Origin of the sequence: Nostoc sp. 'Peltigera membranacea cyanobiont' 210A, assembly GCF_002246015.1 — a bacterium.
Classification (GTDB): domain Bacteria; phylum Cyanobacteriota; class Cyanobacteriia; order Cyanobacteriales; family Nostocaceae; genus Nostoc.
On sequence record NZ_NOLJ01000005.1, the window covers coordinates 324,836 to 339,157 of the forward strand.

Here is a 14,322-nt window from a genome sequence, read left to right on the forward strand (position 1 = left end):
AATAATTCGAGAGCCAATAACTTTGACTCGCCGAATTACCAGCTTCTGCAAGGTGGCGGAACACCACCAATACTTGTCGGTTAAGGGGAAAAGGGGAAGGTGGGGCCCCTCTGGAGATAAGGGGCGGGGGAAAAGGCAAAGAAAAAACCTTTTCCCCTTCCCCTTTAACCTTTCCCCAACATCTTGCACATTTTTTTGCTATGGTGATCCCAAAGGAATTGTTAAGTGCTTACGAGATGTAAATTAAGTGATTAATTACTTACTGAGTACAGTATTATATAACGTATATAGGAATCCTATTTGATTTTTGAAAAAGACTACGAGATAATACGGATGAGTTGACAAGTGTAAGAGCAGACAATGATAAACCAGCATCTACAATCGGCAATACTACCTGGAGGAGTGGCAACTGCGATGCCTGCGGCGGGCGTAGCCATCGCTGAGTTACAAGATTTCATAGCAGCTTGTCGTGATGCCCGTGAAGCAAGAAAAGCTTTGGCAGTTAAATTGATTTACCAAGATTACTTGTACGAAGAAATCCAAGCTATTCTAGATGTGTCTTTAGGCTCGATAACAGGCTGGAAACAAGCCTATGAGCAGGATGGAATTAATGGACTGTGCTTGAACTACACTCGTGAGAAAAAGCTACCTGAGTGCTGAACAGCGAGAAGAAGTGTTGAGTTGGCTGCAAACCAAGAACTGCTGGGAACTGGGTGAACTGGAGTACAAATTAGCTTTTGAGTACGACGTAGTTTATGATTCAAAACAAAGTTACTACGACTTATTTGATGCCGCTGACATCAGTTGGAAGAAAACCACAAAGCTGAATCCCAAAGCCGACGAGAATGCTGTTGCAGCAAAAAAAAAGAGATTGAGACATTGCTGGCACATCACAAGCGTGGAAATCGAAACAGGAAAGTTGAGAGTACTGCTAATTGATGAATGCCATTTAATGTGGGGAGAAATAAGATGGTTACGTATGGGGAAAAAGTGACCAAGAAATATCAGTCCCAGTTGTTAATGAACGAGATAAGCAGACATACTATGGGGCAATTGACTATCTGCAAGGAAAATTAGTTCTCAAAGCTTATGATGCGGGAAATTCAAAAAATACTATTGATTACCTACAATATCTGCTAGCTGACTCTCCCGATCAGCAATTACTAATTTTTTGGGATGGCGCTAGTTACCACCGTTCTAAAGAAGTTCGAGGTTTTTTGGACGAGGTAAATCTTGGGTTGTCATCTGAACAATGGAAAATACATTGCGAACGCTAAAGCTCCCAATTGCCCAGTACAAAATCCTATTGAGGATATTTGGTTGCAGGCTAAAACATGGGTTCGACGTTTTTGTGCTTTGGTTCCTTCATTCTCTCATTTAAAGTGGATGTTTGAGTGGTTTATCCGACACACTACCTTTGATTTCGCTACTCTCCAGATGTACGGAGTTTTTTCAAAAATCAAATAGGAGTCCTATACATAAATAATTTATTTATAAAATATATCTTTATTGTTACTTAGTGGGTTGATTAATACGCGTTTCAATATCTTCTAATGTTTGTAACAATAAACGATTTGCCTGCAATTTCCAACCCCATTTTTGAACTCTATAAGCTAATACAGTTCCAACTACAGACGCTAACAAGCCTATGGGTTGATTTAAAGAAATTCCTAGTAGCAAACCCAATCCAGCAATTCCCCAAAATGGTAAGGCTAATGCTTGTCTTTGTTCTTCCACAACTTGGGTAATTATATTAGATTTCATCTTAGCAAGTAATGCCTCTTTCACTTGCTGCTGTTCTGTTACCGATACTGTTAAACCTATTTTACGGCGTAGTTTTTCTATTTTGCGGGCATCAGTGCTGTATTCAGTTAGTTCATCTTCTGCCATTTTCAGGAGTCGTTCTAGCTGCGCCATAATGTATTACATCCAGTATTTTGATCGAGTTATTAAACTGAATAATTGTTAATTTTTATTGCTTATAGTTTTGTATTTCATCGCCAAATATCAAACTACGCGACAGAACCAAAAATCTCAAGTTTAATATGGGAAAAATAAATATAGTAGCAGTTATCCACTTACAAGTTGAGTATAAACTAAAAAGGTAATATCTATGAATACAGTATCAAAAAGCACTTTGTCTCTAGCTGCCCAAGAGCGATCGCTCATTCTCTGGTTTGATGAAATTGGGATTGCTGATATCCCAGTAGTTGGTGGTAAAAATGCCTCGCTGGGGGAAATGATTCAACAGCTAACACCCAAAGGTATTAACGTTCCCACAGGATTCGCCACTACTGCTTACGCTTATCGTCATTTCATTCAATCAGCGGGGTTAGAAGCAAAGCTACGCAAACTCTTTGCTGACTTGGATGTTGAAGATGTCAAAAATTTACGAGAACGCGGCAAAAAAGCGCGATCGCTATTAATCCACACACCATTTCCTGTAGAATTGCGCGAGGCGATCGCCACAGCATACCATAGTCTCTGTGAACAGTACCATGCAGACACAGATGTGGCAGTCCGTTCCAGCGCCACTGCTGAAGACCTTCCCGATGCTAGTTTTGCTGGACAGCAGGAAACTTACCTCAACGTTGTCGGTGTCGAAGGAGTTTTAGCAGCTTGTCATAAATGCTTTGCGTCTCTATTTACCGATCGTGCTATTTCTTATCGCCACGCCAAGGGATTTGACCACTTTAGCATTGCTTTGGCTGTAGGTGTGCAAAAAATGGTGCGTTCTGACTTAGCAACCTCTGGGGTGATGTTCTCTATTGATACAGAAACAGGTTTTAAGGATGCGGCACTAATTACAGCCGCCTACGGTTTAGGTGAAAACGTTGTCCAAGGGTCTGTAAATCCTGATGAATATTATGTTTTTAAACCAACATTAAAAACTGGTTTCCGCCCAATTATCGATAAAAAATTGGGCAGCAAAGAACTGAAAATGATTTATGATGACGGCTCAAAATTTACGAAAAATGTTTTGGTTTCGCCCAGTGAAAGAGGTAAATTCGCTCTGAGTGATGAAGAGATTTTACAACTAGCAAGTTGGGCGTGTTTAATTGAAGACCATTATTCCCAAGTCCACGGCATTTTCACTCCAATGGATATCGAGTGGGCAAAAGATGGGATTACTAACCAACTTTTTATTGTGCAAGCGCGCCCCGAAACCGTCCAGTCGCAGAAGACGGGAAATGTGTTGCGGAGTTATCGGTTGGTATTGGGGAATCGGGAATGGGGAATCGGGAATGGGGAAAATTCCCACTCCTCACTCCCTGATTCCCAATCCCCAATCCCCCTGGTTACGGGAAGTGCAATTGGAGAAGCAATTAGTCAGGGAAAAGCACGCCTAATTTTAGATGTTCAGAAACTAGAACAGTTCCAAGTCGGGGAAGTCTTGGTGACAGAGAGAACCGATCCCGATTGGGAACCAATTATGAAACGCGCCAGTGCAATCGTCACCAATTCTGGGGGTAGAACATGCTTTGATGGTGAAACCAAAATATTAACCAATAAAGGGTTTATGACCTTGCATCAGATTTATGAGCAAGGTTATGAAGGTTTGCTAACTCTATCATTAAATACCCAGACAAACAAAATAGAGTGGCAACCAATTCTTGATTCCATGAAAAGACAATCAAAAATGATTAACGTAAGTGTCTCTCAAACAGGTAGAGTTACTGACAACTACTTACGCTTAACACCAGATCACAAAATGATTAATATCAGAGGTGGCGAATATCTAAAAACTGAAATTCAAGATATGCTTGCAGCCCAAGAAATGGTGATAGTAGCAGAGAATATTCCGCAGTTGGGTGTACCCGAAAAAGAGAATATCAAGATGGCTTATTTATTAGGGGGTATACTCACAGATGGTTCTATTTATAGAAGCCGTACTCATGGAGAGGTACAGTTTATCCAAAAGGATACTTTGCCGAAGCAGCAATTTATAATAGCTATGCAGGAATGCATGAATACAGTTTACGATAAACCATTTGTTGCTCATCTCAAAAAAGCATCTTCTGGCTCAATAAGAGGTCAATTAGTAGTAGGTCAAGCAACAGCTTATAGACTCTACTCGAAAAAAATAGCCTACGATTTGCATGAGAAAGAGCAAAATATTGTGAGTATGTTGCTCAATAACTCTGTGGAATTTGCTTATAATTTTCTGGCAGGTGTGATTGATGGAGATGGTTGTTACTTTAATAATCGCATTCATATATATGCGTCAGAAGAACTGCTATTACAAGCTATAATTGTGGCTTGTTTAAAAATAGGGACTGTTCCTCAAGTGACCAAAAATCGAGGAATACATAATGTCCAGTTGGTTGAAAAATTAGCAGAAATATTGCAATTTACCAACAGGGTTAAAGGGAAAGTTAGCGATAGAGTAATACAAACACGCTTCTTTGCTACCAAACAACTATTTGATCAAAATGCCACAGGACAGATAAAACTCAGAAGAGATAATAATTTCCTGATTTCTGACAAACAACTACATAAAATTGGCAAATTCAATCGCCTACTTGCAGGCGATATTCGGATGCATCGGGTGGTTGCAGTTGGTGAAAAAACTCATGATGATGTGTTCAATATTACAGTTGCCGAACATCATAACTATGTTGTATTCACCAGTAAATATACACCAGTGATTGTATGTAATTGCCATGCAGCAATTATTGCGCGAGAATTGGGTGTACCTGCGATCGTGGGATGCGGCAATGCTACGGAAATCTTGAAACCTGGTCAAGAGGTAACAATTTCTTGCGCTGAAGGGGAAGAAGGAAAAGTTTATCCAGGCTTATTACCTTTTGAAGTTAAAGAAGTCCCTTTAGAAAACTTACCCCGCACCCGCACTAAAATTTTAATGAATGTGGGTAATCCCCAAGAAGCATTGAGTTTATCAGCAATTCCCAACGATGGCGTAGGTTTAGCACGGACAGAATTTATCATTGCTAACCAAATTCAAATTCATCCAATGGCGTTGATTCACTATGACTCGTTAAAAGATGAATTTGTCAAAGCTAAAATTGCTGAAATTACTTCACTGTATGAAGATAAACCCCAATATTTTGTCGATAAATTAGCTCAAGGCATTGGTAGAATTGCAGCAGCATTTTATCCCAAACCAGTGATTGTCCGAACATCTGATTTCAAAAGTAATGAATATGCCAATTTATTAGGTGGACGACAGTTTGAACCCCATGAAGAAAACCCAATGCTGGGTTGGCGAGGGGCGGCGCGTTACTACGATGAAGGCTACAGAGAAGCTTTTGCCTTAGAATGTCATGCCATCAAACGGGTACGGGAAGAAATGGGTTTGACAAATGTGATCCCAATGATTCCTTTTTGTCGCACTCCTGACGAGGGGCGTTTGGTTTTAGCAGAGATGGCAAAAAATGGTTTAAAGCAAGGTGTTAACGGCTTGCAGGTTTATGTGATGTGTGAGTTGCCCAGTAATGTGATTCTGGCTGAGGAATTTGCTGAGGTATTTGATGGCTTCTCTATTGGTTCTAATGATTTAACTCAATTGACACTAGGGATAGACAGAGATTCAGCATTAGTAGCGCGATTATTTGATGAACGCAGTCCAGCTGTTAAGCGAATGGTAAAAATGGTCATAGAAACAGCGAAAAAATGCGATCGCAAAATCGGCATTTGTGGGCAAGCACCCAGCGACTATCCAGAATTTGCCCAGTTTTTGGTGGAACAAGGAATTGACTCGATTAGTCTAAATCCAGATTCGGTTTTAAAGACAATGCTAGAAGTGGCAAAAGTCGAGGGTAGTAATTCGTAATGACGCTCGCGGACTCGCTACCGCTACGCTAACGTAATTCGAGTAATTTATGCCAGCTAAAGACCGTTACCACGAGAACTTGAAGAATGCCCTAATTAAAGATGGCTGGACTGTTACTGATGATCCCTTTCATTTAAAGTGGGGAAAAAAGGATCTTTATGTGGATTTGGCAGCTGAAAAGTTACTCATAGCAGAAAAAGGAACGCAGAAAATTGCTGTTGAAATCAAGACCTTCGGTGGTGACTCAGAAGTGGCAGACCTCGAACAGGCAATTGGTCAGTACTTTACTTACCTTGCTATAATGTCCCGCAATTATCCAGATAGGGTTTTGTATATTGCTGTTCATGAGGATATTTTTACTGACATTTTTGAGGAAGAACCGCTTGGTAAACTTAATATTGGAAGATTACAAAATTCCTCTCATCGTTTTCAATCCAAAGCGGGAGGTTATAGTCCGGTGGATACTCTGGAACAATACAGACAGATAATTTGCAACATTCTTACTGAACACACAAAAATTCCTTACTCTTACGGTAATATTCAGCATGAAACTATTTTTGATAAAGAACAGGATCGATATTTGGTGATGATTCTTGGCCGAGAACCAGTGCCTGAACTTTCTGTGACTGCAACACGCCGCGTTCATGGCTGTCTGATTCACATTGATATCATTGATAACAAAATTTGGATTCAACGTGATGGTACTGAAGAGGGGATTGCAATGGAACTAGTTAGGGCTGGTGTGCTGAAGGATCGGATTGTATTGGGATTTTGGTCTGAGGAAGTGAGAGAAAATTCAGAATTTGCGATCGCATAATGACCAATGACAAATGACTAATGAATAAAAAGTGGTTCCGAATTGGGATGGTGAGCGTATTTATTCTCTCACTTGCCTTACGGTTTTGGGGATTGGAGCGATTCAACACTCTGGTATTTGATGAAGTTTACTTTGCCAAATTTGGTAATAATTATCTTACGCATACGCCATTTTTTAATGCTCATCCGCCGCTAAGTCAATATATGATTGGCATCGGCATTTGGATTGGCAGTCACATTCCTTTTTGGCACGATACGGTGAATGGGCTAACAGGTTCATTGCGATCGCCTTGGACTTATCGTTGGTTCAATGCCCTCATCGGCTCATTTATTCCTGTAGTTGTGGCTGCGATCGCTTATCAGTTAAGTTATCGTCGTACCTTTGCAATACTTGCAGGATTATTTACAGCTTGTGATGGTATTTTTTTAGTTGAGTCTCGATATGCTCTAAGTAATATTTATATCGTCATTTTTGGTTTATTAGGGCACTGGTTTTTATTATTGGCATTAGATAACCAAAATCAGCGACGTTCTTTTTGGTTAGTTTTTGCTGGCATTGGTTTTGGTGCCTCAGTCGGTACTAAGTGGAATGGTTTATGGTTCCTATCAGGTGCTTATCTCATTTGGATAGCAGCTTGGGTAATTCATTTGATACATTCTTTTCCTAACTCCAAACTCTTTTTTAGATCCCCCTCATTAGAGCAGGAGGCAGGAGGCAGGAGTCAGGAGGCAGGAGTCAGGAGGCAGGAGGTAGGAGGCAGGAGTCAGGAGGCAGGAGTTTCTACTTATTCTCCATCATCTCCCTTATCCCCCTCATCTCAGACACCACTACAAAATTTAACTCAGCTAAATATTTTTCAGATGCTGTTTTATCTAGGAATTATCCCAGCTTTTATCTATAGCATCATCTGGATTCCTCACCTTCAACTAGATAAAACTTATGGATTTATTGCAGTACATCAGCAAATTTTGAAGTTTCATTTACATCTAGGTGGTAATAGTCCTAACGTACATCCTTACTGTGCTGCTTGGTATAAATGGCCTTTGATGACTCGACCAATGGCATATTATTATCAAACGGCTGAAAGTATCACTGAACCGTTACCTGTGATGGGCCCGCCTTTACCTGCTGGTGCTGGACAAGTTATTTATGATGTTCATGCAATGGGCAATCCATTTTTGTGGTGGTTTGGTGTCGCTGCTATGTTGTTTTTAGTAGGGATGCTGGTATCACAAGCGGTAATTCCTTTGCTGAAAGAAAAGCGTTTTTCTATACCTGCAACTCTTAGTGTTGATACTTGGATTGCTTTGTATTTAGTTATAAACTATGCTGCTAATTTGTTACCTTGGGTGAAGGTGACAAGGTGCGTTTTTATCTACCACTATATGTGTGCAGTGGTGTTTGTATTTTTAGCGATCGCTTGGTTTGTCGATCGGTGTCTTTGCAGTTATTATCAACAACTCCGGGCGCTAGGTGTCACCATTACTTTTATTATTCTGGCTGCTTTTATTTTCTGGATGCCCATTTATTTGGGTTTACCCCTCTCTCCTGATGGTTACAAGTTGCGAATGTGGTTCAACTCTTGGATTTGATTAAAATTTTCTCAATGTCTTGTGGGGTGGGCATCTTGCCCGCCCTGATTATGCAACTTTAATGCTGATTAGCTTACCAACACATATCTCCTTGGTAATGATTTTGAAGGTGAGGGCATACCAATACTGAATTTGAAACCAATAAAAATAAGCCTGCCATTCGCGGCAAGCCTAAATGTATTCATTTGCTAAATCTAGGTAGATATTTTCAAGATTAACCACCAGCAACAGCAGGAACAATACTGACTTCATCGCCATCTTTTAAGGCTGTGTTAATACCATCTAAATAACGGATATCTTCACTATCGACGTAAAAATTTACAAATCGACGTAGCTTGCCTTCTTCATCGCACAACCGAGATTTAATACCAGGAAAGCTTTGTTCTAAGGAGTCCAACAATTCAGCAATGGTGCTACCGTTGGATTCTAGACTAGCTTGATTATTAGTCAAATTCTGAAGAGTTGTAGGAACTAAAACTGTTACAGCCATAGAAGTACAAAGTGAAGAGTTAAAAGTGAGGAGTACAATTTAAGAGTTAGGAGTCATGAATAAAAAACTCATAACTCATAACTCCTAACTAAACGAGGACTTGTTGCCATTCCAAGCGATCCAGAGTACGCGATCGCTCTAGCGCACGTTCAAAACTATCGAGTTTCGCATCAATAGTCAAGGGTTCACCAACGTAGCCTTGGATTGCTTCTTGGGTTTTCAAACCATTGCCTGTGATGTAAATCACGGTAGTTTCATCTGGATCGATTTTGCCAGCTTCTACCAGTTTTTTCAGCACGGCCACGGTTGTACCACCAGCCGTTTCTGTGAAGATGCCTTCGGTTTCTGCCAGCAACTTGATGCCATCAATAATTTCGGCATCATTGACTGATTCAATGTTACCACCAGTCTTCTGAGCTAGCTCTACAGCATAAATACCGTCTGCTGGATTGCCGATCGCTAGCGATTTCGCAATTGTATTCGGTTTCACTGGCTTAATAAAGTCGCGTCCTTCTTTGAAAGCTTGGGCAATGGGCGAACAACCTTCAGCTTGAGCGCCACTGAAACGGACGCTCTTGTTTTCTACTAAACCAACTTCGATAAATTCTTGGAACCCTTTATAAATTTTTGTAAAGAGCGAACCAGATGCTAAAGGAGCAACAACATGATCGGGTAGTTCCCAGCCTAGTTGTTCTGCGACTTCAAAACCTAGCGTCTTAGAACCTTCAGAGTAATAAGGACGCAGATTAATATTGACAAAACCCCAGCCGTGTGTATTAGCAACTTCCGAACAGAGACGATTCACTTGATCGTAGTTGCCCTTGACGGCCATGAGGGTGGGACTGTAAATCAAGCTACCGAGAATTTTACCGGCTTCTAAATCTGCGGGGATGAACACACAGCAGTCTAAACCGGCATGAGCTGCGATCGCAGCTGTAGAATTTGCCAAATTACCAGTGCTAGCGCAAGAAACAGTAGTGAAACCTAACTCCCGCGCCCTGGATAGAGCGACTGACACCACCCGATCCTTAAAGCTCAGGGTGGGCATATTCACAGCATCATTTTTTATATAAAGCTTATTTAGACCCAAGCGACGAGCAAGACGGTGGGAACGAACTAGGGGAGTCATACCAGTTCCCACATCTATTACATTGTCAGTTGCGACAGGCAAAAAGGGGCGGTAGCGCCAAATTGAATTGGGCCCAGCTTGAATTGTTTCACGAGTGACAGTCAAACGTAGGGCGTTGTAGTCATATTTAACTTCTAACGGGCCAAAACATAACTCACAAACATTACTGGCTTTGAGTTCATATTCCGCACCACATTCCTTACACTTCAAGGCTTGAAAGTAGGCAGTGCTGGTTTGGGTTTGGGTTTGGGTTTTGATTGCCTGAGTCATAAACTAGCTTTCCCTGTTTGTCTGTCACTTGTCGCCTGATACTAACACGAGCAAAAATACCAGTCAAACATACCCGACTAAAAATGTCGGGTATGTTTGGTATTGAGAGGAATGATTCTTGTAAAAGTTTAATACTAGTAATCTCTGTTTTTAGTATTTACACGCATATATTTAATGTTATGAAAAAATAAAATAGCTTCCATTATTCAGCATTAACACTGAAAACAATTATGATTAAATCACATTTTTTTATGATAAAATTGCATTTATTTAAATTGCTATCCTATTTAAGCGATCTAGATCGCTTAGTTAACTTTCAATTTTTTTGATCTAAATGACTCTATAGAGCAGTATATATTTCTGACAACAAAGACTCAAAAACATTTAATTATATAAGTTTTAGTCTTTTGAGCATCTTATTAAATCACTAAAATTGCTATATGTGTTGCCAAAATAAAGTTAATTTTCCAGCTTTGATGCACTCATTCACAGCTATAGAAGTTACTTATTTATACGGAAGATTTTTTTTGCTTTAAAAGCTACATTACTATTTACATCTATAACTAAGCAAAATACAGTAATAAATTACACATATTTGCGATTGCCAGCTTTGATTCTCAAGGGTAAGCGTAAAACAACTAGACAAGTTATTTCTGGTTATTGTCTCAGTCTCAATATAATTTCCAAGGAGTGTCAATAACTTAACTCCTTAAATATGCATTCCCAAAACTTCAACGTTTTGGGCAGCCATAAATCGGTAATTCCTTAAAAGGAATTGCCGAACTTTATCCTGTCTCAAAATCTGAGATACAAGTTCAGCAAACAAAATACTTCTATGGGAAATCGAAATCAATCTGTAAATAAGCAACGTAAGCTTTACCAATTTCTAGTAGCAACATCATTATTAACTGGTAGCTTTTTCCAATTTCTCGCACCCGTATTAGCTGACGGAACGACTGCGGGTACATCTATCAGTAACACTGCAACAGCAACCTACGAAGATCCTAACAGTCCAGGGACAACTATAAATGCCACTTCTAACACTGTCGTTGTCACCGTAGCAGAGGTTGCTGGAATCACCGTCACAGGGTCTGGAGTCACAGATAACAATGGCGGTAATGTTGCAGTTGGCGACTTACTAATCTACACCTACAGCTTGACCAACGTAGGTAATGACCCCACCAAATTCCACATTCCCAACCAAGCGACAACAACTGGGCCGGGTACAGTTTCTGGTACATTACCAAATGGTGGTACAGTTAATAACCTGCAATATAGCACTGATGGTGGTCAAACTTGGATAAACGTCCCCCAAGGTGGCGTAGACACACCCTCTGTTCCGGTTAACGGTACTGTGTTAGTACGTGTGCCAGTAACTGTACAAGCTGGCGCTCAAACCAATGATGTCATTACCGTTACTCTTGGTAATACTCCTGGTGATGCTCAAAACCAACTGCGGAGTCCTGATGGTGGTGACGTATTCACCGTAGATAACCCCGATGGTAGTGCTGGTGAGGTATCTGGCACACCAGTTAATGGTACACGGGAAGCTAGCGCCACCGAGCAAATTAAGGTTGGTTTAACGGTGAAGACCTATGCTTTAGCCACCATTTTGAAGATTCGCAGTGGCTATAACAATGCTGGCACAACTGCGATTACAGATGATAAATTGACCTACGATTTGAGTTTGCGAGTTGAGTCCAACGATCCCACAGGACAGGGAATTACACCATCAGCTTTGACGGGTACAAGCATCAATGTTAATGGTGTTGCTGGCACTTATATCTTGGTTTCTGATGCAATTCCTGCGGGTACAGATTTAGCAGTAGCACCAACTGCACCTCCTGGTTGGCAAACTGTCTACACCACTAATCCAGTTACAACTAATGCTAATACAGCTAGTTGGACTACGACAGCACCAGCCTTGGCCTCAGTTACTCGCGTTGGTTTTATCAATAATCCAGCGACTATTACTTCCATCGCTCCTGGTACAACGGTAAATGGCTTCTCGATTCAGCTAGCCGTTGAATCAACTGCATCTTCACCCTTAACCGTCGCTAATATCGCTCAATTGTTTGGTCAAACACCCAGCAGCAATCTCCCAGTATACGACGAATCTGGCGACCAAAATCCCAGCAACTATGACGGTTCCCCAGGTAGTATGACACCTCCTACGGGTACAGATACCAATGGTGATGGTATTCCCGATACTCTACCGCCCGGTAACGTTGATGATGGCTATATTAGCACTCCAGCAACTCCAGAAACTGGAACTGACACAGGTAATAACAACAGTGGTACTGGTACAGGTGGTGAGGCGAACGTCTTCACGGTGCAAGCGCCTGTTGCTTCAGCGTTACTCAACGGGCCGCAAAATGCCCCAGATGCTACTGGCCCATCAGGTCTGACCAACGATGATTTCACTAACAAATCTTCTCTCGTACCTCCTGGTACTGCACCTGGTAGTACACTTGACCCCCAATCCGTTGGCTTCACCAATACTATTAAAAATAGTGGTACTGACTCAGGTGTTTTGAAGATAGGGCCAACGCCACCAGCAATTCCAGGAGATTTACCAAATGGTACGAAGGTGACTATTACCTACGGCAGTCAGTCTGCTGTTTATACCTACAATAATGGGGCGTTTGCAATAGCTGGTACAGCAATTACAATTCCCAACGTTGCTCCTGGTGCAAGTGTCAACTATGGTGTAGAAGTTGATTTACCTCCAGGTACGCAGTTATCTACTGATATTAATAGAGGCTTCCCAGTACCGATCACTGCTTCGATTGACAATTACACGACAGATACTAACGGTGATGGAATTAAGGATACTGGCAACGATAATACCTTTGATTCATCCAACATTACTATCGATCGCGTTTACACTGGCTTCCTGAAACTGCTGAAAGTGTCGCGAGTTTTACAAGGAACTGGGCCTGTAGTCCAGGGGAATGATGGCACATTCAGTATTGATCCGAAGAAGCCTGCACCAGGAAACATTATTGAGTACCAAATTCAATACACAAATATTTCCGATCCTCAATCTGGAACCGGTAATGTGATTTTGAATGCTAACAAAGTTGTGATTACTGAAGATGGTACGCAAAGCCCCAATAACTGGGCATTAGACAACGATGCCAGCGGTCAAATTGATACTAGCAACATTGTTGGTTCAGCTAAGGATTCCGGGACTGCAACCATTCAATTCTTTAGTGGTAATCCAGCTACTAACTCTGGCATCGACCAGACTGGAACTACGGCAAACACTGATGTTGCTAAGTATGTGGATACTGTCACTGGCATGATCGCACCGGGCATCCAAAGAACATTTACCTTCCAGCGCAAGGTGAACTAATTCGTTGGGATTGGGGACTTTGAAGTTTGCAGACTCTAGTACAGAAGAGTCTGCGAAGCATTTGATTTTATCCCCAACCCCAAACAGCAAGCAAATAGGAGAGTGACTTTTTCTTAGCAAAAGCTGGGAAAGATAAGTCAACAATTCACATTCTGGAAGTTTTTTGAGGTTATTTATATGAAGCGTGTTTCTCTTGCAGGTTTAGGAGCATTCGCTCTCATTGCTACAGTTCCATTTGTCGGTCAAATTCCGGGAATCGCAAATGTATGGCATTTAGAAAGTGCTGTTGCTCAGAATATCAAAACTCAAGGGCAAATTCAATTGCGTTTAGAAGCAGAAAAGCAAGTGGTGGCAAAGGATCAACAGGGTAAGCAAAGCCAGAAATGGGAACCTTTAAAAGGTCAAGTTGTGGTGCGACCAGGAGATGTATTGCGATATACCTTGAGTGGCGAAAATCAGAGCGATCGCCCAGTGAAGAATTTGACTTTTAATCAACCTATTCCCAAAGGAATGGTCTACGTGCTGAATTCTACCAATGTCGCCAAAAATGCCAAAGTTATTTACAGCATTGATGGTGGGCGTAGCTTCGTCGAAAATCCCACTGTTAAAGTTACTCTTCCTGGCGGCAAAGTGGAAACAAAAGCAGCCCCAGCCACGGCTTACACTCATATCCGTTTGCAGATTCCATCACTTGCAGCGAAGACAACAGTCAAGGCAACTTATCAAACCCAAGTCCGCTGATTAAGACGCAAAGACACGCCGCCTTGCTAACTCGAAAAAGAGCCGCAATCAAGAATATTTTCAGATTCCACTGGAAACGAGATTTTAAAAGAGTTTTGGCTTAACTGGATTTCCCCAAATAAAGAAGTGCT

8 protein-coding genes and 1 pseudogene are annotated in these 14,322 nt (G+C 41.3%); 6 read left to right on the top strand and 3 right to left on the bottom strand.

Annotation, left to right across the window (positions count from 1 at the left end):
- Nucleotides 1–360: 360 nt before the first annotated feature.
- Nucleotides 361–1,467 (top strand): annotated as a pseudogene (locus tag CDG76_RS17565) (IS630 family transposase).
- 45 nt (nt 1,468–1,512) lie between these two features.
- Here CDG76_RS17565 and CDG76_RS17570 read toward each other — a convergent pair.
- Entirely contained in the window at nt 1,513–1,917 is a 405-nt protein-coding gene (locus CDG76_RS17570; RefSeq protein ID WP_094350250.1) for a hypothetical protein, read from the bottom strand.
- 196 nt (nt 1,918–2,113) lie between these two features.
- Between CDG76_RS17570 and ppsA the strand changes: the two genes are divergently transcribed.
- The 3 genes from ppsA to CDG76_RS17590 are packed head-to-tail and all read left to right on the top strand — an operon-like array spanning nt 2,114 to nt 8,203.
- A complete protein-coding gene (gene ppsA, locus CDG76_RS17575; RefSeq protein WP_094350251.1) occupies nt 2,114–5,794 on the top strand; it encodes a phosphoenolpyruvate synthase in 3,681 nt (1,226 codons plus the stop codon).
- A gap of 49 nt (nt 5,795–5,843) precedes the next feature.
- A complete protein-coding gene (locus tag CDG76_RS39405) occupies nt 5,844–6,611 on the top strand; it encodes an element excision factor XisH family protein (protein WP_317616125.1) in 768 nt (255 codons plus the stop codon).
- 20 nt (nt 6,612–6,631) lie between these two features.
- On the top strand, nt 6,632–8,203 hold the full coding sequence (locus CDG76_RS17590) for a dolichyl-phosphate-mannose--protein mannosyltransferase (protein ID WP_094350253.1): 1,572 nt from the start codon (nt 6,632–6,634) through the stop codon (nt 8,201–8,203).
- A 214-nt stretch (nt 8,204–8,417) separates the two neighbouring features.
- Here the strand turns inward: CDG76_RS17590 and CDG76_RS17595 are convergent, their stop codons facing one another.
- Together CDG76_RS17595 and thrC are read right to left on the bottom strand one after the other, a co-directional pair.
- The gene (locus CDG76_RS17595; protein WP_094342283.1) at nt 8,418–8,693 is read right to left on the bottom strand and encodes a ubiquitin-like small modifier protein 1; all 276 of its coding nucleotides are present in this window, start codon (nt 8,691–8,693) and stop codon (nt 8,418–8,420) included.
- An 88-nt stretch (nt 8,694–8,781) separates the two neighbouring features.
- Entirely contained in the window at nt 8,782–10,092 is a 1,311-nt protein-coding gene (gene thrC / locus CDG76_RS17600; protein ID WP_094350254.1) for a threonine synthase, read from the bottom strand.
- An 835-nt stretch (nt 10,093–10,927) separates the two neighbouring features.
- Here thrC and CDG76_RS17605 point away from each other — a divergent pair.
- Nucleotides 10,928–13,450, top strand: coding sequence for a beta strand repeat-containing protein (locus CDG76_RS17605; protein ID WP_094350255.1), 2,523 nt, complete (start codon nt 10,928–10,930; stop codon nt 13,448–13,450).
- 177 nt (nt 13,451–13,627) lie between these two features.
- Nucleotides 13,628–14,191 (top strand): DUF11 domain-containing protein, encoded by a 564-nt coding sequence (locus tag CDG76_RS17610; RefSeq protein WP_094350256.1) that lies wholly within the window; start codon nt 13,628–13,630, stop codon nt 14,189–14,191.
- Nucleotides 14,192–14,322 lie beyond the last annotated feature (131 nt).

What these genes read in the sequence shown, in the direction of transcription:
- CDG76_RS17570 (WP_094350250.1), bottom strand. Translation starts at nt 1,917, where the DNA reads ATGGCGCAGCTAGAACGACTCCTGAAAATGGCAGAAGATGAACTAACT.
- ppsA (WP_094350251.1), top strand. Translation starts at nt 2,114, where the DNA reads ATGAATACAGTATCAAAAAGCACTTTGTCTCTAGCTGCCCAAGAGCGA.
- CDG76_RS39405 (WP_317616125.1), top strand. Translation starts at nt 5,844, where the DNA reads ATGCCAGCTAAAGACCGTTACCACGAGAACTTGAAGAATGCCCTAATT.
- CDG76_RS17590 (WP_094350253.1), top strand. Translation starts at nt 6,632, where the DNA reads ATGAATAAAAAGTGGTTCCGAATTGGGATGGTGAGCGTATTTATTCTC.
- CDG76_RS17595 (WP_094342283.1), bottom strand. Translation starts at nt 8,693, where the DNA reads ATGGCTGTAACAGTTTTAGTTCCTACAACTCTTCAGAATTTGACTAAT.
- thrC (WP_094350254.1), bottom strand. Translation starts at nt 10,092, where the DNA reads ATGACTCAGGCAATCAAAACCCAAACCCAAACCCAAACCAGCACTGCC.
- CDG76_RS17605 (WP_094350255.1), top strand. Translation starts at nt 10,928, where the DNA reads ATGGGAAATCGAAATCAATCTGTAAATAAGCAACGTAAGCTTTACCAA.
- CDG76_RS17610 (WP_094350256.1), top strand. Translation starts at nt 13,628, where the DNA reads ATGAAGCGTGTTTCTCTTGCAGGTTTAGGAGCATTCGCTCTCATTGCT.